Source organism: Streptomyces sp. NPDC054794 (assembly GCF_053611585.1).
In genome coordinates, this window is sequence record NZ_JBSHAQ010000048.1 from 22,214 (window position 1) to 43,954 (window position 21,741).

17 protein-coding genes and 2 pseudogenes are annotated in these 21,741 nt (G+C 72.7%); 9 read left to right on the forward strand and 10 right to left on the reverse strand.

The genetic code is table 11. The annotated features are described in order from the left end of the window. Positions 1-184 precede the first annotated feature (184 nt). Entirely contained in the window at positions 185-1,642 is a 1,458-nt protein-coding gene (locus ACWGKT_RS36635) for an NCS2 family permease (protein WP_453277037.1), read from the forward strand. Between the two features lie 48 nt (positions 1,643-1,690). Next, entirely contained in the window at positions 1,691-2,842 is a 1,152-nt protein-coding gene (locus ACWGKT_RS36640) for an XdhC family protein (RefSeq protein ID WP_453277038.1), read from the forward strand. Positions 2,843-2,966: 124 nt separating this feature from the next. Here ACWGKT_RS36640 and ACWGKT_RS36645 read toward each other — a convergent pair whose 3' ends face one another. The 3 genes and pseudogenes from ACWGKT_RS36645 to ACWGKT_RS36655 form a co-directional block, all read right to left on the reverse strand. Continuing rightward, a complete protein-coding gene (locus ACWGKT_RS36645) occupies positions 2,967-3,668 on the reverse strand; it encodes a Crp/Fnr family transcriptional regulator (protein ID WP_356151630.1) in 702 nt (233 codons plus the stop codon). 214 nt (positions 3,669-3,882) lie between these two features. Then, positions 3,883-4,299 (reverse strand): annotated as a pseudogene (locus tag ACWGKT_RS36650) (class I SAM-dependent methyltransferase); the annotation flags it as partial. After that, positions 4,296-4,736 (reverse strand): SRPBCC family protein, encoded by a 441-nt coding sequence (locus tag ACWGKT_RS36655; protein WP_453277039.1) that lies wholly within the window; start codon positions 4,734-4,736, stop codon positions 4,296-4,298. The gene ACWGKT_RS36655 and the pseudogene ACWGKT_RS36650, both read right to left, overlap by 4 nt. A gap of 199 nt (positions 4,737-4,935) precedes the next feature. Here ACWGKT_RS36655 and ACWGKT_RS36660 point away from each other — a divergent pair, with 199 nt between their 5' ends. Next, positions 4,936-5,949 carry a DUF2278 family protein gene (locus ACWGKT_RS36660; protein ID WP_453277040.1) on the forward strand — a complete coding sequence of 338 codons (1,014 nt, stop codon included), beginning with the start codon at positions 4,936-4,938 and terminating at the stop codon, positions 5,947-5,949. Between the two features lie 22 nt (positions 5,950-5,971). Here ACWGKT_RS36660 and ACWGKT_RS36665 read toward each other — a convergent pair. Beyond that, positions 5,972-6,705 (reverse strand): annotated as a pseudogene (locus ACWGKT_RS36665) (polysaccharide deacetylase family protein). Positions 6,706-6,841: 136 nt separating this feature from the next. Here ACWGKT_RS36665 and ACWGKT_RS36670 point away from each other — a divergent pair. Then, a complete protein-coding gene (locus ACWGKT_RS36670; RefSeq protein WP_356151638.1) occupies positions 6,842-7,483 on the forward strand; it encodes a phosphoribosyltransferase in 642 nt (213 codons plus the stop codon). A gap of 31 nt (positions 7,484-7,514) precedes the next feature. Next, complete coding sequence (locus ACWGKT_RS36675) at positions 7,515-8,003, forward strand: TIGR03668 family PPOX class F420-dependent oxidoreductase (protein WP_356151640.1); 489 nt, start codon at positions 7,515-7,517, stop codon at positions 8,001-8,003. A 646-nt stretch (positions 8,004-8,649) separates the two neighbouring features. Here the strand turns inward: ACWGKT_RS36675 and ACWGKT_RS36680 are convergent. After that, positions 8,650-9,894 carry a hypothetical protein gene (locus ACWGKT_RS36680; RefSeq protein WP_453277041.1) on the reverse strand — a complete coding sequence of 415 codons (1,245 nt, stop codon included), beginning with the start codon at positions 9,892-9,894 and terminating at the stop codon, positions 8,650-8,652. A gap of 55 nt (positions 9,895-9,949) precedes the next feature. After that, complete coding sequence (locus tag ACWGKT_RS36685; RefSeq protein WP_453277080.1) at positions 9,950-10,963, reverse strand: magnesium and cobalt transport protein CorA; 1,014 nt, start codon at positions 10,961-10,963, stop codon at positions 9,950-9,952. Between ACWGKT_RS36685 and ACWGKT_RS36690 the strand changes: the two genes are divergently transcribed. Both ACWGKT_RS36690 and ACWGKT_RS36695 read left to right on the forward strand, forming a co-directional pair. Continuing rightward, entirely contained in the window at positions 10,905-11,120 is a 216-nt protein-coding gene (locus ACWGKT_RS36690) for a hypothetical protein (RefSeq protein WP_453277042.1), read from the forward strand. The genes ACWGKT_RS36685 and ACWGKT_RS36690 overlap by 59 nt on opposite strands. Before the next feature lie 109 nt (positions 11,121-11,229). After that, a complete protein-coding gene (locus ACWGKT_RS36695) occupies positions 11,230-12,339 on the forward strand; it encodes a winged helix DNA-binding domain-containing protein (protein ID WP_453277043.1) in 1,110 nt (369 codons plus the stop codon). 122 nt (positions 12,340-12,461) lie between these two features. On the opposite strand, the gene ACWGKT_RS36700 is transcribed toward ACWGKT_RS36695, so the two are convergent. From ACWGKT_RS36700 to ACWGKT_RS36710, 3 genes are all read right to left on the reverse strand, one after another. Next, positions 12,462-13,253, reverse strand: a complete 792-nt coding sequence (locus ACWGKT_RS36700) for a S1 family peptidase (protein WP_453277044.1) — start codon at positions 13,251-13,253, stop codon at positions 12,462-12,464. A gap of 207 nt (positions 13,254-13,460) precedes the next feature. Next, the gene (locus ACWGKT_RS36705; RefSeq protein ID WP_453277045.1) at positions 13,461-16,355 is read right to left on the reverse strand and encodes an AAA family ATPase; all 2,895 of its coding nucleotides are present in this window, start codon (positions 16,353-16,355) and stop codon (positions 13,461-13,463) included. A gap of 144 nt (positions 16,356-16,499) precedes the next feature. After that, entirely contained in the window at positions 16,500-17,348 is an 849-nt protein-coding gene (locus ACWGKT_RS36710; RefSeq protein ID WP_453277046.1) for a response regulator transcription factor, read from the reverse strand. 109 nt (positions 17,349-17,457) lie between these two features. Between ACWGKT_RS36710 and ACWGKT_RS36715 the strand changes: the two genes are divergently transcribed. After that, on the forward strand, positions 17,458-19,128 hold the full coding sequence (locus tag ACWGKT_RS36715; RefSeq protein WP_453277047.1) for an AMP-binding protein: 1,671 nt from the start codon (positions 17,458-17,460) through the stop codon (positions 19,126-19,128). Continuing rightward, positions 19,125-20,741 carry an AMP-binding protein gene (locus ACWGKT_RS36720; protein ID WP_453277048.1) on the forward strand — a complete coding sequence of 539 codons (1,617 nt, stop codon included), beginning with the start codon at positions 19,125-19,127 and terminating at the stop codon, positions 20,739-20,741. The genes ACWGKT_RS36715 and ACWGKT_RS36720 overlap by 4 nt, the downstream gene beginning before the upstream one ends. Here the strand turns inward: ACWGKT_RS36720 and ACWGKT_RS36725 are convergent. After that, positions 20,738-21,550, reverse strand: coding sequence for a hypothetical protein (locus ACWGKT_RS36725; RefSeq protein ID WP_453277049.1), 813 nt, complete (start codon positions 21,548-21,550; stop codon positions 20,738-20,740). The genes ACWGKT_RS36720 and ACWGKT_RS36725 overlap by 4 nt on opposite strands. Between the last annotated feature and the right edge of the window lie 191 nt (positions 21,551-21,741).

The window sequence follows — 21,741 nt, forward strand, 5'->3', positions numbered from 1 at the left end:
GAACGTCACACACTCCGAGCCGCCCGGAGTACACCCCCACCTCTTCGGGCTCCGCTCCGCTCGCGGACCCCGAAGCAGCACCCCCCGTTCGTCTCGGGCCGTCCCCCGGGTCGTGCACATCCCAAATCCCGCCGAACGCCGACGGCGCCGGCGGGTGCCCCTGTGAACCTTGGGAGACGGCACCATGACCCAGCAGTCAGTGGAGCCCAGGACCACCGCCGACGACGCGGGCGCGGGAACCCGCGTCCCGGCCGGCCGGTCCTGGCTCGACCGCTACTTTCACATATCCCAGCGGGAGTCCACGATCGCGCGCGAAGTGCGCGGCGGCGTCACCACCTTCATGGCGATGGCGTACATCCTCCTGCTCAACCCCCTGATCCTGTCCGGCAAGGACGCGGCGGGAGACACGCTCGGCCAGAAGGCCCTGATCACGGCGACCGCGTTCGCGGCCGCCCTCACCACGCTGTTGATGGGCTTCGTCGGCAAGGTGCCCCTGGCCCTCGCCGCCGGCCTGTCCGTCTCCGGCGTCCTGTCCTCGCAGGTCGCCCCGCAGATGACCTGGCCGCAGGCCATGGGCATGTGCGTGATGTACGGCGTGGTCATCATGCTCCTGGTCGTCACCGGCCTGCGCGAGATGATCATGAACGCGATTCCGCTCGCGCTCAAGCACGGCATCACCATGGGCATCGGCCTGTTCATCGCCCTCATCGGTTTCTACAAGTCCGGCTTCGTGCACCAGGGCAAGGCCACCCCGGTCTCCCTCGGCCCCGCGGGCGAACTCGCGGGCTGGCCGGTCCTGCTGTTCGCGGGCACCCTGCTGCTCATCTTCCTGCTGCAGGCCCGGGGGATCCCCGGCGCCATCCTGATCGGCATCGTCAGCGGCACGATCGTCGCGGCGGTCCTGAACGCCGCCGGGGTCATCGACCCCAAGCAGTGGGCCGCCGGCGCGCCCGAACTGCACGGCGGCGCGGTCTCCATGCCCGACTTCTCGCTCTTCGGACACGTCGAGTTCGGCGGCTGGGGCAAGGTCGGCGCGATGACCGTCGGTATGATCGTCTTCACGCTGGTGCTCGCCGGGTTCTTCGACGCGATGGCCACCATCATCGGCGTCGGCACGGAGGCGAAGCTCGCCGACGACAAGGGCCGGATGCCGGGCCTGTCCAAGGCGCTGTTCATCGACGGCGCCGGCGGCGCGATCGGCGGTGTCGCGGGCGGCTCCGGCCAGACCGTGTTCATCGAGTCGGCGACGGGGGTCGGCGAGGGCGCCCGCACGGGTCTCGCCTCGGTCGTCACCGGCCTGTTCTTCGCGGCCTGCCTGTTCTTCACCCCGCTCACGGCCATCGTGCCGCAGGAGGTCGCCTCCGCCGCCCTGGTCGTCATCGGCGCCATGATGCTGATGAACGCCCGGCACGTGGACTGGGCCGACCGCGCCACCGCGATCCCGGTGTTCCTGACGGTCGTCCTGATGCCGTTCACCTACACCATCACCACGGGTGTGGCCGCCGGCGTCATCTCCTACGTGGCCATCAAGGCAGCTCAGGGCAAGGCCCGGGAAATCGGGGCCTTCATGTGGGGCCTGACAGTCATCTTCCTGGTCTATTTCTCCCTCAATCCCATTGAGAGCTGGCTGGGCGTGCACTAGCCGCTCGCGCAGGACCCTCTTCACAACCGCTGTCAAGGAGACCGAGAGATGCTGGACATCGCCGAGGAGCTCAACCGGTGGGTCGAGCGGGGACGCGACTTCGCCGTGGCCACCGTGGTGGCCGTCGGCGGCAGTGCCCCGCGTCAACCGGGCGCCGCCCTCGCGGTGGACGCCGACGGCACCGCCATCGGCTCGGTCTCCGGCGGCTGTGTGGAGGGCGCCGTGTACGAGCTGTGCCGGCAGGCGCTCCAGGACGGGGAGCCCGTCCTGGAGCGCTTCGGGTACAGCGACGAGGACGCCTTCGCCGTCGGCCTGACCTGTGGCGGCGTCATCGACATCCTCGTCACTCCGGTACGGGCGGCCGATCCCGCCCGTCCGGTGATCGCCGCCGCGCTGACCGCCGCCGCGCGAGGGGAGGCGGCGGCGGTCGCCCGGATCGTGTCCGGACCGGCCGATCTGATGGGCCGGGCGCTGCTGGTACGCGCCGACGGCTCGTACGAGGGCGGCCTCGGCGGACACCCGGAACTGGACCGCACGGTGGTCGGCGAGACGGGGGCCTTCCTCGACGCCGGCCGCACCGGCACGCTGGAGATCGGAGAGCAGGGCTCGCGCTGCGGAGCACCGCTCACCGTCCTGGTCGAGTCCTCGGTACCGCCGCCCCGGATGATCGTCTTCGGCGCGATCGACTTCGCGTCGGCACTGGTCCGCATCGGCAAGTTCCTCAACTACCGCGTCACGGTGTGCGACGCCCGCCCCGTCTTCGCGACCGGGGCCCGCTTCCCCGAGGCCGACGAGATCGTCGTCGAATGGCCCCACGAGTACCTGGCGCGTACGGACGTGGACGCCCGTACCGTCCTGTGCGTGCTCACCCACGACGCCAAGTTCGACGTACCACTGCTGCAGCTGGCACTGCGTCTTCCCGTCGCCTACGTCGGCGCGATGGGATCCCGGCGCACCCACCTGGACCGCAACGAGCGGCTGCGCGAAGTCGGCGTGAGCGAGCTGGAGCTGGCCCGGCTGCGCTCCCCGATCGGATTGGACCTCGGGGCCCGCACGCCCGAGGAGACCGCCCTGTCCATCGCCTCCGAGATCGTCGCCAACCGGCGCGGCGGCAGCGGCGTTTCCCTCACCGGCGCGCACACGCCGATCCACCACGACGCGGCGTCGCGGGCGGCGGCCCGCATCGGCTCGGTGGCGTGAGCCGGCGCCGGCGGAAGTCGGAGCGCCCGGCCCGCTCCCCCGCGAAGCCGTCCCGGTCCGGGCGCCGAAGGATGATGGAAACCCGGCGGCGGCCGTCGTACAGCGTCATGTGACGCACTCGGCCTCACTCGTCGGCCCATCGGCGCAGCCCGGCCAGATTGAGCACGATCGTGCGCCCCCGGCCGGTCGCCACCAGGCCCTCGTGCTGCATCGCCCGCAGACAGCGCACCACCGACTCCCTGGACGCCCCGGCAGCGGCGGCCAGTTCGTGCTGGTTGACCTGGACGGCTATGGCTCCCGGCGGGGTGTCGGAGGCGGACGAGCCGTGCCGTAACGCGAGCTTGACCAGCAGACTGGCCAGCCGGGCCCGGGTGGTGTGGGCGCCCTGCTCCGCGCGCAGCAGGTCGGAGTCGCGCAGCCGGGTCACCACGCTGTGCAGCACGGACAGGCACAGCCCGGCGTTCCGCTCCAGCAGCCGCAGGAACACCTCCGCGGAGATCACCACGCCCTCGACGCGCCGCATTGCGGTGACCGTCGCGCCCCGGGGCCGGCCGTCGACGCAGGAGAGCTCGCCGACCAGTTCCCCGGGGCCGCGCAGGGCCAGCAGGCTGGTGTAGCCGTTGGTCGAGTCCACGGTGGCCTTCACCAGGCCGCCGGTGAGCAGCACCACGAAGTCGGCCGGCTCGCCCTCCCGGATCAGGACGTCCCCCCGGTTCCAGCGGCGGAGGTGCCCCGCGCGGCGCAGCAGCTGGAGTTCCTCGCCGGTGAAGTGCTCCGCCGCCGCTGCTTTGCGCCGCGTCAGCCCGCGGTGGCTCGTCTCGGTCATACCCGCCCACTTTCCCCGCCCGGCCGCTGTGGTGCGCCCCGGCGCACCGCCGCACCGGGTGCCGGCCGCGCGGTTCCCCGCCGGCAACTCTCCACCGCCGCCCGCGCCGTGCCAAGGGCCGGGTGTCGGTGCCCCAGGACCGCCCCGCCTCTTCCGGCCGTCCTGCCTGTTCTTCCGTCCTCCCGGGAGGGCGCGGCGGTCCGTGTCCGCCCGGCGCCGGCAGGCCCCGGACCCGGTCGGCGACGGCCGTCTTGTCCGGCAGGAACGCCAGCGCGAGTCGCATCGTGACCAGGTCGAAGCCCGCCCGGGGCAGCCGCGCCGTCACCTCGGCGGCGTCCGCGAAGTCCAGGCGACGGGTGGACAGCCGGGGTTCCAGGTCGGCGTACCGGTCGCGGGTCGCGGCGACGGCGGCCTCGGACCAGTCGACGGCGAGGGTGCGGTGTCCGAGACCGGCGAGCACGGCCGCGTACGTCCCCAGGCCGCACCCCACGTCCAGGGCGCGGGCACCGGCCCGCGGCGGTACGGCCCCGGCGAGCGACCGCGCCTCGTGCGCGTCGACCCGGCGAAAGCCGTTCCCGGCGGCGAAGTGCCGGTCCCAGTGGTCCCGTTCGGAGGTGCCAGCCACCATCATGGCGTGCGTAGCAGCTTGTTGACCGCTCGGCCGAACACCACCCTGGCCGTCCGCTCCAGCAGCGGATCGCAGAACGCGGGCAGCGGGCGGAACCGCAGCTCCTCCCGCCACAGCACCCGGGTACGTCCCCCGGGCCCCGGCCGCACCTCCAACTCGGCCCAGCCGAGGACCGTCCGGCCGCGCTTGACCAGACGGCACAGGCCGGGCTCGCCGTCGTGCGGCGGGCGCCAGACGGTGACCTCCATCGGATCGCTGAGGGAGAGCGGGCCGAGGCCCGTACGGGCCACGAAGCGGGTGCCCTGACGGGTCGGCGGCTCGGTCGTCACGACGACCCGGGTCAGCGGGACCGTACCGGCGTGCCGCGGCCACTCCGTGAGCCGACGCCAGGCCTCGTCGATCGGCAGCGGTGCCGTGCGTTCGAGCAGGAAGATGGCCACTCGACGATCTTAGGAAACCGCAGGCCGCGATGGGGGGCCCAGTCGTCTCGGACAGGTGAACTAGCCGGTCCTTCGGCGACGGGCGTAGGCTTGACGGTGCGGCGGGATCCCGTGCGATCCGGGCGGTGCGCAGCCGCGTTCTCCTACCATTCCTCGTACGGGCGGGCACTGCGCCTGCCCCCAGGGGGAGTTGGTCGTCATGTCGTTGAAGACCTATGGCGTACTGATCACACGGGCGGTCGACACCCGGCGCGAGGGCGCCGTCGACACCCCGCACTACCAGATCCACCTCACGGACGACACGGGCACGCACTACCGTGCCTCGGTCAACGTCCTGTCGCAGCAGCGTCCCGCGGACCTGCTCTACCTCGTCGACGAGGACTTCCAACACCCGCTCACCACCCGCCTGGAGGGTCTCCCCAGCGGCTGGAACACCCTGCCCTCGGGTCCCGGCGGACCCAACCTGGACTTCGTGCGCGGGAACCTCTTCGACCCGGGCAAGATGCGCACGCTGCCGCCGGACGTGTCCGGACCCGACAACGACCTCGCCGACCTCCTCGACCACTACGTGCGGCGCGCGGTCGACGACCGGGACGCCCGCATGTACGTCTTCGGTGAGCGCTTCGGCCCCGAACCGAAGGTCAAGGACAAGGTGTTCGGCTTCCTGCCGGGCAACGGCGTCCACGACATCCACATGAACCAGGGCAACAGCGGCCGCTTCCGGGGTGACGACGGCGTCTGGCAGGACGGCGGGCTCCTCGTCCACTTCCCGGGCCAGAACCGCTGGGTGGGCATCTTCCTCGCCTTCCAGAGCCAGTCCTGGCACACGGACGACGTCACCGGGCAGCCCCTCGACGAGGTCGACGGCAGGCGTCCCGAGCAGGCCGGCGTCCAGCCCGTGCGGATCGTGGCCGCGCTGGTCAATCCGCTCGGCCCGACGCCCGAGGCGGAGAACGTCACGCTGCTCAACGCCTCGCCCGACCCGGTCGACCTGACCGGCTGGCAGCTCGTCGACCGGGTCGGCAAGCGGGCGGCGGTGCCCGCCGGCGCGCTCGCCCCCGGCGTCTGTCTGCCGGTGGCCCTGTCCAACGGCGTCCAACTCGGCAACCACGGCGGCGAGATCACCCTGCTCGACGCGGGCGGCCTGAAGGTGCACGGCGTCTCGTACACCGCCGAGCAGGCCACCCGGGAGGGCTGGACGGTGGTGTTCTGACCCCGTCCGGCCGGTCGCCGGGCTACGGCCGGTAGACCTCGCCCGGCTTCGCCTTCCCGGGTGCCGGCAGCTGAGGCACGGTCACGAAGACATGGCCGCGCGACTTCAGGGCGTCGATGATGCCGGGCACGGCGGGCACGGTGCCGTCGTAGATGTCGTGGAGCAGGATGATCCCGTCCCGGGACGCCTGCTCCAGGACGCGCCGCTTGATCAGCACGGAGTCGGTGGGCGTGTAGTCCTTCGCGGTCACGCTCCACAGCACCTCCGCGAGGCCCGGCTCACGGCTGATCCGGTGGACGGTCGCGTTCGTCCGGCCCTGGGGCGGGCGCATCAGGGTGGTCCTCGCGTATCTGCTTCTCCGATATCCGGGTCAGGATCTTGTGGTCCCAGGTGTGGCTGGCCACCTCGTGCCCCTCGGCGGCCATCCGCCGGACGAGCTCCGGGTACTTCACCATGTGCCGCTTGCCGAGCAGGAAGATGGTCGCCGGGACCTGCTTGTCCTCGAGGATGTCCAGCAGCCGGGCCGAGTGCTCGCTGGGCCCGGCGTCGAAGGTGAGCGCGATGCTCCCCCAGAGGGGGCACCCCCATTCACTCCGACTTCGCTCCCTTCGCCTCGCGGCAGTCGACGGTCCCGAACCGGGCCGCCTGCCCGGTGGCCGACGCGCGGGCGGCGCTCGGCGCGGTCGTGTCGACCTCGGCGCAGCCGGTGAGCGCGAGCGCCAGACAGGCGAGGGCGGCGATCGGGGTTCTTCTCAGGCTTCTTTCCGGGCTTCTCGGTCGGCAGAGGCATGCCGGGACTATACGTGGCGAGTATAGATGTGGTGTATAGCCGGGTGCGGGAGTCGTATCACCATGGAAGGTGAGGACCGACCTCCACCCGAGAGGACGACCCATGCTCTTCCAGGACCGCAGGCAGGCCGGACGCGAACTGGCCGAACGGCTCCGCATCCAGCAGGAGAAGGGCAACCTGCCGGACCCCGTCGTCCTGGCCCTGCCCCGGGGCGGCGTCGCGGTGGCCACGGAGGTCGCGCGGGCGCTCGGTGCCCCGCTCGACGTACTCCTCGTCCGCAAGATCGGCGCCCCGCACCACGAGGAGTTCGGCGTCGGCGCCATCGCCGGCGACGACCCCCCGCTCTACGACACCCAGACCCTCGACAGCCTCGGTCTGACCGAGGAGTCCCTCGCGCCGAAGGTGGAGCGGGAGCGCAAGGAACTGCACCGCCGCGAGGACCGCTACCGGCAGGGCCGCCCGCCGCCCGAACTCGCCGGCCGCACGGTGATCGTCGTCGACGACGGACTCGCCACCGGCTCCACCGCGCGCGCCGCCCTCCGTCACGTACGGCGCCGCTCGCCCGCGCACCTCGTCCTGGCCGTCCCGGTCGGCGCGCCCGAGTCGGTCGGCCTGCTCAGGGGCGAGGCCGACGAGGTGGTGTGCCTGCACCAGCCGCGGGCCTTCTCCGCCGTCGGCCAGTGGTACGCCGACTTCGGACAGCTGACGGACGACGACGTGCTCGACGCGCTGTACGGGCCCTGAGGCGCCGTACGGGCAGTGGGGAGGTACGGGCGTGCCGGAGATGACTGAGCAAGAGGCGCGACGGCGGTTCACCGGGGCCCGAGTCGCCCGGCTGGCCACGGTGGACGAGGCGGGCCGCCCCCATCTGGTGCCGGTGGTGTTCGCCGGGCAGGGCACCGACGGGATCGTGACCGCCGTGGACCGCAAACCGAAGACCACGACCCGGCTCAAGCGGCTGCGCAACATCGCCGCCCGGCCGGACGTGTGCCTGCTGGCGGACGCGTACGACGAGGACTGGGAGCGGCTGTGGTGGGTGCGGGCCGACGGAGCGGCCAGGGTGCTGCTGCCCGACGCCGCCGACCCGGCCGAGCGGGACGCCTGCGCGGCCGCCGTGACCGTACTGCGGGACAAGTACCCGCAGTACTGGGACGCCCCGCCGCACGGTCCGGTGATCGCGGTCACCGTCCGGCACTGGACCGGCTGGCGGGCCCAGTGCGCCGCCGTCATCGACCCTCCGGGCCTGCATCCGGCAACGGACTGACCGCGTGCACCCCACGCTCGGCGTTGGTGAGGACGACGATCGCCGCCCCCACCGCCCTACCCAGCGCCCCTTCCCCCGACCCGCCGCAGCCCCGGACCGGCGGAACCCTCCACCGGCAATAGGACCGGACCGGTCCTACACACCGTCGGGCGCTGCACGGACCATCGCCTCCGGCCCCCGGTCTGCCGACGTCCCACACCGGCTTCGCCGGCGGGAACTTCCACCGTCCCTGGGGCCGGCGAGGCTCTCCGTGTCGTCGGGTGGTGGTGCACCGTCGCTCGCTCCGACCCGCCGCAGCCCCGCACCGGTCACGCCGTCGGTTCTCTCCCCGGGGCCTGGAGGCCGTTGTGCTGTGCACGGTCCTTCGTCCCCGGCCCCCGGTCTGCCGACGTCCCACACCGGCTTCGCCGGCGGGAACTTCCACCGTCCCTGGGGCCGGCGAGGCTCTCCGTGTCGTCGGGTGGTGGTGCACCGTCGCTCGCTCCGACCCGCCGCAGCCCCGCACCGGTCACGCCGTCGGTTCTCTCCCCGGGGCCTGGAGGCCGTTGTGCTGTGCACGGTCCTTCGTCCCCGGCCCCCGGTCTGCCGACGTCCCACACCGGCTTCGCCGGCGGGAACCTCCACCGTCCCTGGGGCCGGCCAGGCCCTACGTGTCGTCGAGTGGTGGTGTGCCGAGGGTCGCGTAGTGGTGGTGGAGCGCGCGGGTGTGTTTCTCTCGGTCCTGCCAGGTCTCCATGGCGGACTGCGCGGTGATCGCGCCGAACGCGGCGAGTGCCGCCTGCCAGCTCGCCGGCTGGATGACCATGGCCCCGGTCAGCCAGCCCACGGCCTTCGGCGCCGTGAACCGGGCCATCAGCCCGCGGCCGCTGCGGCGGTTGGTCTCGTCGGCGGCGGCCCGCATCTCCTCCCGGTACAGCCGCAGCGCCTCGGCGTCCTCGCCGTCGCCCACGAGGGCGAGGGCCTTGCGCTGCCGGGCCCGGAACTCGCGGAACAGTGACTCCTCCCGGATCTCCAGCATGTGCCGGGTGTCGAGCCGCCCGCTGTTCGGCAGGGCGAGGGCGGCCAGGAGGCGCATGAAGCCCCCCTCCCGTTCGGGGAGCAGGGGAGCGAGCAGCGCGGCGGCCTCGCGGAACGCGGCCTCCTCGTCGGCGTCGGCGAAGAGCGGAACGGCCCGACCGCCGGTCAACAGCCAGGCGCGCACCGTGCGTTCGGCGAGCTCCTGCCGCGAGACCGCGCCGCCCAGCCCGGCGATGCTGGAGCCGGCCATGGCGATGCTCCGGGGGTCGGCGGTCAGTTGGCGGGGGATGAACATGACGGTTCCGGCCCGGATGAGCGGCGCGAGGTCGGCCAGGGTGCGCAGGGTGCGGACGAACAGGCCGGGCTCCAGCACCGGCCGCATGACCGTGTCCGGTGAGGACTCCTGGATGACCCGCATCTGGACGAGGGCGTGGTGCTCGTCGTCGAAGGGGTCCTCGAAGAGCACGTCGTGGGCGTAGCAGAGCGGCGCCTTCAGCTCCCGGTAGTCGGCGGAGAGCCGGCTGGGCAGCCGCTCCGCCCCGTAGAGCCGGCCGTCCATGAGGACGTTGAGCCGGCCCGCCCTCGGTACGTCGACGAGTTCGCGGCCCAGGAGCGCGGAGCGCAGATGCCCCTCGGGCATGGGGAGCGAGGCCGCCCAGCGTTCGGCGGGCACGCTGTGGATCTGATCCAGATAGACGGACATGAACGCGTCGACGCGCAGCGCGTCGATGGTGGCGAGGTCGTCGAGGCCTTTCGCCCGGGCCTCGTCGAACGTGGCCCGCCCCCAGGCCGCGAGATCGTCGATGTCCCGCGCGTAGAACGCCTCCAGGGCGCTCAGGACGGGGGTGCCGCAGGACGCCTGTGCTGTGCTCATCGATGGTCTCCCCGCCCGGAGGTCCGGACCTCGCCGCCGGCCGCCGGGACCGGCCCTACAGCCAGTCCCGGCGCTTGAAGATCAGGTACAGGGTGAGGCAGACGATCCCCATCAGGCCGATCGCGAAGGGGTAGCCGAGGGCCCAGTGCAGCTCGGGGATGTGGGAGAAGTTCATGCCGTAGATCGTCCCGACCAGGGTCGGGGCGAACAGAATGGCCGCCCACGACGAGATCTTCTTGACCTCCTCGTTCTGCTCGAAGCCCGCCTCCGCCAGCGCCCGCATCTCTGCGTTCTGCTGCTGCGTCACCAGCGTCGCGTTCACCGTGAGGATCTCGGTGAGGGCCTGCCGGAAGCCGTCCACCCGCTCGCTGATGTGGGTGACGTGGTCGGCGACGTCGCGGAGGTAGCGCTGCAGCTCCTCGTCGGTCTCGTACTTGGCGAAACCGGCCATCAGGGCGTGCAGCATGCCGACCAAGGGGCGGGTGGCGCGCTGGAACTCGACGGTCTCGCGGGAGAGTTCGTAGATACGGCGGGAGACCTCGGGGTCGCCGCGGAAGACCTCGGTCTCGATCTCGTCGACGTCGTTCTGGACGCCCGCGACGACCGGCGCGTAGCCGTCGACGACCGCGTCCAGGATCGCGTACAGGACCGCCTCCGGGCCGAGCTTGAGCAGGTCGGGGGAGTCCTCCAGGCGGCCGCGGACCGCGGAGAGGTCGGGGGCCGCGCCGTGCCGGACGGTGATGACGAAGTCCGGCCCCACGAACACGTGCAGCTCGCCGAAGTCGACCTCCTCGGGCGCGTCCAGGTAGCGGGCGGCGCGCAGCACGACGAAGAGCGTGTCGCCGTACCGCTCCAGCTTCGGCCGCTGGTGCGCCTCCAAGGCGTCCTCGACCGCGAGCGGATGCAGGTCGAACTCGGCGGCCAGGGAGAAGAGTTCCTCGTCGGTGGGGCGGGCGAGGCCGATCCACGCCATGCCGGAGGGCTGCTCGCGCAGCGCGCGGTAGGTCTCGGTGAGACCGGCGGGAGAGGAGACCCGCACCCCGTCCTGGTACAGGGCCGCCTGGACGATGCTGCCCGCCTCGGCCGGTTCCCCGCCCCGCGGCTCGGCCGGGGACGCGGAGGGCGCGGTGGAGGGCTGCGGCTGGTTCAGGGCGCGGCGCCAGACGGACTTGCGGTGGTTCTTCTCGGCGATGGCGGCACCTCCGCACGAGCCGGGTTCGACCTGATCACGCAGCAGGATATACGGGGGGTTCGGCCCGGACGCCGGCCGAGGGTCCGGGATTCGGTGAGAGTTGCGGACAGAAGGTGTCCGCGAGCGGCTCTAGTGTGCGGGTCATGACGAAGACGACGACCGCGACGGCCCCTCTGCTCGGCATCCGCGCCCTCAACCGCGCGACCCTCGCCCGGCAACTGCTGCTGACCCGCTCGCCGCTGTCCGCGAAGGCCGCGGTGGAGCACCTCGTCGGCCTCCAGGCGCAGAACGTCAAGCCCCCGTACCACGCGCTCGCCGCCCGCCTCGACGGCTTCACGCCCGAGGAGCTGTCCGCCCTCATGGCCGACCGCGCGGTCGTCCGCATCGTCACCCTGCGCTCGACCATCCACACCCACACCGCCGACGACTGCCTCACCCTGCGGCCGCTCGTCCAGCCCGCCCGGGACCGCGAACTGCACGGCTTCCGCAAGAGGCTGACCGGCGTCGACCTGGACCGGCTCGCCGCGCTCGCCCGTGAGCTGGTCGAGGCGGAGCCGCGCACCATGGCGCAGCTGCGCGCGGCCCTGAGCGTCGAGTGGCCGGACGCCGACCGGCAGGCCCTGTCGGTCGCCGCCCGCTGCAAGCTGCCCCTCGTGCAGGTCACGCCGCGCGGGCTGTGGGGCCGCAGCGGCCAGGTCGCGCTCACCACCGCCGAGCACTGGCTCGGCCGCCCCGCCGGGCCGGCGCCCACCCCGGACGCGCTGGTGCTGCGCTATCTCGCCGCGTTCGGGCCGGCGTCCGTGAAGGACATGCAGACCTGGGCCGGGCTGACCCGGCTGCGCGCGGCCTTCGAACGCCTGCGCCCGCGCCTGGTCACCTTCCGGGACCCGGCCGGCGTCGAACTCTTCGACCTCCCCGACGCCCCGCGCCCCGACCCGGACACCCCGGCCCCGCCCCGCTTCCTGCCCGAGCTCGACAACCTCCTGCTCTCGCACGCCGACCGCGCCCGGGTCGTACCGCCCGAGTACTGGGGCCGCACCTGGGCGGTCAACCAGGCCTACCGGTCCCTCCTCGTCGACGGCTTCGTGGCCGGTGTGTGGAAGCCGGAGGACGACGGGCTGGTCGTCGAGCCGTTCCACGAGCTCACCCGGTCCCAGCGGGACGAGGTCGTGGCGGAGGGGCAGCGGATGCTGGCCACGCTGCACCCCGGCGCGTCCGACGCCGTCCGGTTCGGCACGGTCGTGCCGCGGTGACGGCGGGGCGCCGAAGGAGAGGTACGGACGGCAGGCATGGATAGGGGGGCGCTGCGGGCCGCTCGTGGTGGCTCGCAACGCCCCCCTGGTCTTACCTGAGGGGTGCTCAGGAGTTTCGCTGGTTACGAGTTGACCTGCGTGGTCACCAGGTTCGAGAAGGTGGTCAGCCGGGTGTAGACACCCGGGTAACCGGCCTCCGCGCACCCCTCTCCCCAGGAAGTGATCCCTGCCAGGACGCCCCCGATGAGCAGGGGACCGCCGCTGTCGCCCTGGCAGGTGTCTACGCCGCCGGATGTGTATCCGGCGCAAACCATGTCGGTCTGGACGAAGTCCGAACCGTAGGAGCCGCGGCAGCTGGAGTCCGAGACGGTCGGCACGGTCGCCGTCCGCAGCTGGTTGGAGGAGTTGCCGCTCTCCGAGGTGGTGCCCCAGCCGAGGATGCGGGCCGTGGTGCCGGCCGTGTACACGCCCGTCTGGGAGGAGGAGACGTACGTCGCCGGGGTGTACGGCATCGACGTCGACAGGGTCAGCACGGCCACGTCGTCGCCGTTACTGGCGTCCGTGTAGTCCGGGTTGATCCAGATTTTGCTCACCCGGCTGACCGTACCGTTGGTCCCGTTGAGGTACGTCCGGCCGCCCACGACCCGGACGCCACTGGTGGACTCGCCGGCCATGCAGTGCGCGGCCGTCACGACCTTCTTCGCCGCGACCAGGGTGCCCCCGCAGAACTGGTTACCGGAGGAGTCGGTGATCTGCATCATGAACGGGTACGCGGACGTCGTGGTCGTCGTGCCGCCGACGACGGGCTGCGGGGCGGCGACGGCGGAGGGAGCGCTGAGCAGTGCGGTCGCCGCGGCGGCAGCGGTCGCCACGACCACGGCGGCGGTCTTTCTTGCGCGGTGGAGCCCGAACATGAGTCTCCTCAGTGGGGTTGGCCGGTGGGGGGACGCGCGGGTGGGGGGTGAAGCACGCACGAGGGTCGCGGGACCGACCCCCGTGTGCCCGGGCGAGCGGCACTGCCCTTACGCTAGGGCCCGGTACACCACCTCCCAATGAGGGAACCCCCTAGGGGGGCAAGGCAGGGAAAACCCTCGGTCCGGCTCAGTTAACCGGCCGTGTTCTCACTTCGCTCGGCGACCTGCCGCCAATCGGACGATGTCCACGCGCGATCGGATCCCCAGTTTCCGGTAGACCCGGGTCAGCGTCGCCTCCACCGTCTTGACGCTGATGAACAGGCGTGCGGCGATCTCCCGGTTGGTGGCGCCCTGGACGACGAGCGCGGCGACCTGACGCTCCATCGACGCGAGCCCCTCCAGGCCGTCCGGCCCGTCCTGTCCCTCGGGGCCGCCGAGCGCGGCCGCGGCGGCGGCCGGTTCCGGCTCGGGCGCCGCGAGGGCCGCGTCCACCTGGCGCAGCCACGGCACCGCCCGGCAGCGTCGGAACAGGCGGGTGGCCTCCTCGTACGGCGTCGAGTCGGCGCGGTGCGCCGCCGGGGTGCCGGTGCCGGCGCCGAGACCCGCGGCCCGGTCCGGCCGCCGGCCGCGCAGCGAGGCCTGCGCGAAGGCCGCCCGCGCCTCCTCCAGGCAGTAGCCCAGCTTGGCCAGCCGGTCCTGAGCGGAGGTCAGCTGGGCGAGGGCCGCCTCCCGGTCGCCCTCGGCCGCGCGCACCAGCGCCTCGGCCCGGTCCAGGACGGCGAGCACGCTCTCCCGGCCGAGCCGCAGCGCGTGTTCACGGGTGACGTCGATGACGTCCCGTGCCTCGGCCACCTCGCCGATGCGGACCAGGGCCTCGGCGAGGTCGCCCTGCCAGCGGCCGCGCGCCGGGTCGGTGATGCCGAGGCCGTGCTCCAGCTCGCGCACCCGGCGCAGCGAGCGCACCGTGCCCGCCGGGTCGCCGGCCACCAACTGGGCGTACCCGAGGGCGCCCAGGGCCCGGGACAGGTACATCTGGTCGCCGTCCTCCTCGGCGTGCTCGACCGCCTCGCGGGCCAGCGCCAGCGCCCGGTCCACGTCCCCGCCGGAGGCCTCGGCGAGCGAGGTGAGCATGGCGGAGGCCGTCTCGCCGATGCCCGAGTCCCGGGCCAGCCGCAGGCTTTCGCGGGCCAGTTCGAGCGCCCGGCCGCAGTGCCCGGCGCGCAGTTCGGTCTCGGCGAGCCCGCGCAGGAAGTGCACCTCGCTCTCCACCGAGCCGCGTCGGCGCACCTCGCGCAGCAGCGCGGTGACCGTCGCCCGCGCTTCGGCCAGCTGGTCGCCCATGACCAGCCAGCGGAAGCGGGCGCTGCCCGCGCCGTTGTGATGGCACGCCACCTTCGGGTCCTGAGGCTCCTTCAGCGCGCGCTTGATGGTCACGGGCGCCGCCGGATGACCCATCAGGGTCTCGGTCTGGGCCTGGAAGGCGAGGGCCAGCAGCTCGGTGCGCCGGTCGCCGCCGCGCTCGGCCAGCTCCGCCGCGTGCGCGGCCGCCTCCCGGGCCTCGGTGAAGTCGCCCTCCACGATCAGCGCCCGCCAGGCCAGCTGGTAGTGGACCAGGGCGAGCAGCCGCGGGTCGTCGCCGGCGTCGGCGAGGGCCTGCGGGAAGACGGCGTCGACCTCCGTCATGGTGTGGCCCGCCGTGTCGATCACGATGATCCAGGCCCGTACCCGGTCCGCGGGCACGGTGGCCCGGGTCAGCACCTCGCGGGCGATGTCCCGGGCGAGGTCGACCTCGCCGGCGGTGATGGCGTCCTCGGCGGCCTGCAGCCGGCGCTCGTCCGCGCCGGGCCGGCCGTCGGCGGGGGTGTGCCGGGCGGCGAGCAGGCCGAGCTGCGCGGCCACGGACGGGGCCCCGCGGTCCCGGGCCTGGGCTGCGGCCTCGGCGAGCCGGTCGGCGACCCCCGGATCGGTGCCGGTGGTGGCCAGCGCCAGGTGTCGGGCGCGCTCGATCGGGTCCGAGGCCGCGGTGGACAGCGCGGCATGCGCGCCGCGCCGCTCGTGGGCGGGCGCCTCCGCGTACAGGGCGGCCGAGATGAGGGGGTGCGCGAACCGCACGGTGGGGCTGGAGTCGTCGAGGTCGGTCGCCAGCAGCCCCAGTTCGGCCGCCTGGGCGCACTCCGCCTCCGCGTTCTCCCTCCCGGCCGAGCGCAGCAGGGCCGGCGTGGGCCGGGCGCCCGCGCTGGCCACCAGCAGGGTGCGGCGGGCCTCGACCGACAGCATGTCGAGCCGGCTCAGCACCAGGGCGCGCAGCGAGGTGGGCACGGGCAGCGGCTCGCCCGGCCGGGGCGGGGTGGGGTTCTCGGCGAGGGCGCGGCCGAGCTCCAGCGCGAAGAGGGGGTTGCCGCCGCTGGTGCGGTGGATCTCGCGGACCGTGGAGCGGGTCAGACCGGCGTAGCCGCGGTGGTCGAGCAGCGCGGAGACCTGGTTGCGGGAGAGGGGGTTGAGGCGTACGGCGACGGTGTCCGGCGGGGACGCGCTCAGGTGGCGGTCGTACTCCTGGCCCTCGGTCCGCACCGCGCACAGCAGTTGCACGGGGGTGTCGCCGAGGCGCCGGGCGGCGAAGCCGAGCAGCTCGGAGCTGGCCGGATCCAGCCACTGCAGATCGTCCGCGACGATCAGTACGGTGCCCTCGGCGGCGAGCGCGCGCAGCGCCGACAGCACGGCCAGGCGCAGCGCGAGACCGTCGCGTTGCAGGCTGGACTCGCCGCGACCGGTGAGTGCCGACTCCAGGGCGGTGCGCTGGGCGGCGGGCAGCCGGCCCGAGACCTGGTCGAGGACCAGGCCCAGGAGGTCGGCGAGCGCGAGGAAGGGAAGGTGTGATTCGGACTCGGTCGCCGAGCACCGCAACACGGTGCGGGCGGCGCCGGCGTATTCGGCCGCCAAAGCCCGCAGGACGGTCGATTTCCCTATTCCCGCGGGGCCGTGCAGGAGCACGCTGCCGCCCGAGGCGAGTTGCTCACGCGCGGCGCCGATCGGCTCGTCCCGGCCGATGACCAGGTCGGGGCGGCATCTCGCAGGCTCCTGGAAGTCCCGTCGCACGGTCACCGCTCCCCTCGTGTGTCGTGTCCGGGCCAAATTCTAGGCAACGAACCTTGAAATTCGGACGTACGGAGTGGTGAGGGAAATAACAGCGGCGCTGCACAGAGGAATTCAGAGCGCTGGAGACTGAATAGAAAGCCTTCCTTACGGCTACGGCAGCAGCCCTGACCGACGGGCCGTCGCCACCGCCGCACCGCGCGTGTGGGCGCCCAACTTGCGCATCGCCGACCGCAGATAGCCCTTGACCGTCTCCGGCCGCAGCCCCAGCCTCTCCGCCACCGCCGCATTGGTCGCGCCCTCCGCCACACAGGCCAGGACGTCCAGCTCGCGCGGCGCCAGGCTCGCCCCCTCGGCCGGCTGCGGCCCGGACAGCAGCCCGCACGCGGCGAGCAGCTCCGACCGCAGCGCCGGATCCGTGATCCGCGGCGCGAGGGCGCGCAGCGCCGTGTGCGCCTCGCGCACCTGTTCCCAGGCCGTGCCCGCGGCCGGATCGGCGACGGGTTCCGGCCGGGCCGCCGTCAGCAGGCCCCGCGCCTCGTCCCGTACGACGAGCACCTGCTCCACGTCTCGCGCGGCCGCCATCGCCGCGCTCAGCGTGCGGTCGCCGAGCGGCTGCGCGGTGCGCAGCGCGCCGTACAGCACGCCCCGCACCCGGCGTCGCACCACCACCGGCACCGCGAGCACCGAGCGGATGCCCTCCGCCGCCACCGGCGCGTCGTACTCGTGACTGATCTGCCGTGACGAGGAGTAGTCCGTCACCGCGCACGGCCGGGCCAGCGCCACCGCCTTGCCGCCGAGACCGTTGCCCGAGGTCACCGCGAGCGAGCGCAGGGACAGGGTGTTCGTGCCGCTCAGCTCACTGATCCGGATCTGCGGTCGGCCGGAGTCGACCAGGCCGCCGAAGGCGACCGGGAGCCCGGTGGTGCGCCGCAGCCGGACCAGCGCGCCCCGTATCTCCACCGCGCCCGCGGTGTCTGCTGCCACCTGTTCGCCCTTCATCGTGGCTTTTGTGCGATCCACACCCCCGTTCGGGGGTAGTGAGACCTCCGTCACGGATTACACGATGCCAGAGAGCCGCCCGGCAATGGTCCGTTAACGAGGAGGACAGATGACGACGGCTACGGAGCTCTTCAGGGGTGCGCGGGACTTCCTGCTGGAGCACCGCGAGGACTACACCACGGCCTACGAGGGCTTCGCCTGGCCCCGCCCGGAGCACTTCAACTGGGCCCTGGACTGGTTCGACGTCATCGCGGACGGCAACGACCGCACCGCCCTGCACATCGTCGAGGAGGACGGCGGCGAGATGCGGATCTCCTTCGCGGAGATGGCCGAGCGCTCCGACCGGGCCGCGAACTGGCTGCGGGCGCAGGGCGTCGCCGCCGAGGACCGGATCCTGGTCATGCTCGGCAACCAGGCCGAGCTGTGGGAGACCGCGCTGGCCGCGATGAAGCTGCGCGCCGTCGTCATCCCGGCCACCCCGCTGCTCGGCCCCGCCGACCTGCGGGACCGCGTCGAGCGCGGCCGGGTCCGGCACGTGCTGACCCGCGCGGCCGACACCGGCAAGTTCGACGAGGTGCCCGGCCGCTACACGCGCATCGCCGTCGGCGGCGCGCCCGAGGGCTGGCTGTCGTACGAGGACGCGTACGCCGCCCCCGCCGACTTCTCGCCGGACGGCGAGACCCTGGCCGACGACCCGCTGATGCTCTACTTCACCTCGGGCACCACCGCCCGCCCCAAGCTGGTCGAGCACACTCACACCTCGTACCCCATCGGGCACCTGGCCACCATGTACTGGATCGGTCTCAAGCCCGGTGACGTGCACCTCAACATCTCCTCGCCCGGCTGGGCCAAGCACGCCTGGTCCAACCTGTTCGCCCCGTGGAACGCGGAGGCGACCGTCTTCATCCACAACTACACGCGCTTCGACGCGGCCCGGCTGATGGCCGAGATGGACCGGGCAGGGGTTACCTCCTTCTGCGCGCCGCCGACCGTGTGGCGCATGCTCATCCAGGCCGACCTGACCCAGCTGCGCACCCCGCCCCGCGAGGTCGTCGCCGCCGGTGAGCCGCTCAACCCCGAGGTCATCGAGCAGGTCCGGCGGGCCTGGAGCGTCACGATCCGGGACGGATTCGGACAGACCGAGACCGCCGTGCAGGTCAGCAACAGCCCCGGGCAGCGGCTGAAGACCGGTTCGATGGGCCGGCCGAGCCCCGGCTACCGCGTCGAACTGCTCGACCCGGTGTCGGGTGCCCCCGGCGCCGACGAGGGCGAGATCGCGCTCGATCTGTCCGCGCGGCCGGTCGGCCTGATGGCCGGCTACCACGGCGACGCGGACCGTACGGCGGAGGCGATGGCGGGCGGCTACTACCGCACCGGCGACATCGGCTCCCGCGACGCCGACGGCTACATCACCTACGTCGGCCGCGCCGACGACGTCTTCAAGGCCTCCGACTACAAGATCAGCCCCTTCGAGCTGGAGAGCGCCCTGCTGGAGCACGAGGCGGTGGCCGAGGCGGCCGTCGTGCCCGCGCCGGACGAGCTGCGGCTCGCCGTGCCCAAGGCGTACGTCGTCCTCGCCGAGGGCTGGGAGCCCGGACCCGACACCGCCAAGGTGCTCTTCGAACACTCCCGGGAGGTCCTCGCCCCCTACAAGCGCGTCCGCCGCCTGGAGTTCGGCGAGCTGCCCAAGACCGTATCCGGCAAGATCCGCCGGATCGAGCTGCGCGAGGCCACGGCCGCGGGCTCGGGGAACGAGTACCGCGAGGAGGACTTCCGGTGACCGCGACGAGAGAGCTGTCGTACACGCACGGGACGAGCGCGACCGTGCTGCTCGGCGACACCATCGGGGCCAACCTGGACCGGGCGGTCGCGGCCTGGCCCGACCGGGAGGCGCTCGTCGACGTGCCGTCCGGGCGGCGCTGGACGTACGCCGAGTTCTCCGCCGACGTGGACCGGCTGGCGTACGCGCTGCTGGCGAGCGGCATCGCCAAGGGCGACCGGGTCGGCGTCTGGGCGGTCAACTGCGCCGAGTGGGTGCTCGTCCAGTACGCCACCGCCCGCATCGGCGCGATCATGGTCAACATCAACCCCGCCTACCGCACGCACGAGGTCGAGTACGTCCTCAACCAGGCGGGGATCTCGCTGCTGTTCGCCTCCCTCACCCACAGGACCAGCGACTACCGGGCGATGGTCGAGGAAGTCCGGGGCGGCTGCCCGCAGCTACGGGAGGCCGTGTACATCGGCGACCCGAGCTGGGAGGCGTTCACCGGGCGCGGGACGCCCGAGCGGCGCGCGGAACTGCTCGCGCGGGGCGCCGAGCTGTCCTGCGACGACCCCATCAACATCCAGTACACGTCGGGGACGACGGGCTTCCCGAAGGGGGCCACCCTCTCCCACCACAACATCCTCAACAACGGGTACTTCGTGGGCGAGTCGATCGCCTACGGCGAGCGGGACCGGATCTGCATCCCGGTGCCGTTCTACCACTGCTTCGGCATGGTCATGGGAAACCTGGCGGCCACCTCCCACGGCGCCTGCATGGTGATCCCGGCCCCGTCCTTCGACCCGAAGGCCACGCTGGAGGCGGTGCAGCGGGAGCGGTGCACCTCGCTGTACGGCGTCCCGACCATGTTCATCGCGGAGCTGAACCTCCCCGACTTCGCGACGTACGACCTCACCACGCTGCGCACCGGCATCATGGCGGGCTCGCCCTGCCCCATCGAGGTGATGAAGCGGGTGGTGGCAGAGATGCACATGGAGGAGGTCTCCATCTGCTACGGCATGACGGAGACGTCCCCGGTCTCCCTGCAGACGCGGATCGACGACGACCTGGAGCATCGCACCGGCACCGTCGGCCGTGTCCTGCCGCACCTGGAGGTCAAGGTCGTCGACCCCGCGACCGGAGTCACCCAACCGCGCGGCACGGCGGGCGAGTTGTGCACCCGCGGCTACAGCGTGATGCTCGGCTACTGGAACGAGCCCGACAAGACCGCCGAGGCCGTCGACGCGGGGCGCTGGATGCACACCGGGGACCTCGCGATGATGCGGGAGGACGGGTACGTCGAGATCGTCGGCCGGATCAAGGACATGATCATCCGGGGCGGCGAGAACATCTACCCGCGCGAGATCGAGGAGTTCCTCTACGCCCACCCGAAGATCAGGGACGTCCAGGTCGTCGGCGTACCGCACCAGACGTACGGCGAGGAGGTCCTCGCCTGTGTCATCCCGCACGACGCGGCCGACCCGCTGACGCTGGACGAACTGCGCGCCTACTGCACCGGCCGCCTGGCCCACTACAAGGTCCCGAGCCGACTGCAGATCCTCGACGCCTTCCCGATGACGGTGTCGGGCAAGGTGCGCAAGGTGGAACTGCGGGAGCGCTACAGCATCTAGCGGTCCTGGCGCGGGCCCCGGGCCCCCGTGGCGTTCAGGTCGTCGGCGAGGGTGTTGACGGGCTGCGGGGTGCCCGTGAGGTCCAGGACGAACAGGGGGATGCGCAGCAGGTCGGCGCGGGCGCGGGCGTCGGCGGTGTATCCGGCGAGGGAGAAGTAGACGCAGTCCGACGACTCGGCCATCGCCGTCAGCCACAGGCACTCCACGTCGCGCAGTGAGGCCGGGCGGATCGTGGGGTCCACCTGGGCCAGGATCCCGCGCGCGGCGAGGCCGATGCCGGACGGCGGCCGCTGGTCGGCCCGGCGGATGCCCGCGTAGCCGAGCCAGCGCAGATAGAGCGCGGCGGCGGTGACCGCGTCCCGGGCGGTACGGATGGTTATCGGGTGAAAGACGGCCCGCCGACGCCCGGGAGCGGCGGCCGACGCGGGGCCGGTGTCCCGGTCGGCGGGCGAGGTGTGCGGCTCGGTGTCCCCGTCCGCCGGCGAGGTGCCCGGGCCGGTGCCGCCGTCCGTCCCCAGGACCGGAATCCGCAGGAGCGTGCCGCAGTCGCAGCCCAGTTCCGGCTGGGGCCATTCGTCCCGGCGGCCGCAGGAGCGGCAGCGCACCGTGACCCAGTCCTGGTCCCAGACGCGATGGGTGACGGCCGTCGGCGGCGCCCTGTGGTCGAGCGGTGGCGCCACGGGCGCGCCGCACGCGCAGGGATACGACGGCGCGATGTAGACGTGCTCGCGCCGACAGGCCGGACAGCGCACCGGCACGCACTCGGACATGGCCCACCCCAGGGCTTCGCGTCGGGACAGCGGTCCCATCGTGCTCCTGCCGGACCCCTCTTGTCCCTGTCTTGTCGAGGCCCGCCGAAGTCCGGCCGAGTCCAGCCGACTCTTGACGCCCCCCGGGCACCCCCCTACATTGATTCCAGATAGTAGAAGTTACTTTCCGCAATACGGAAGTACTCGCCGCGGGGCGCGACGGGAGTACGCATCCGACAGCCGAAGCAGGA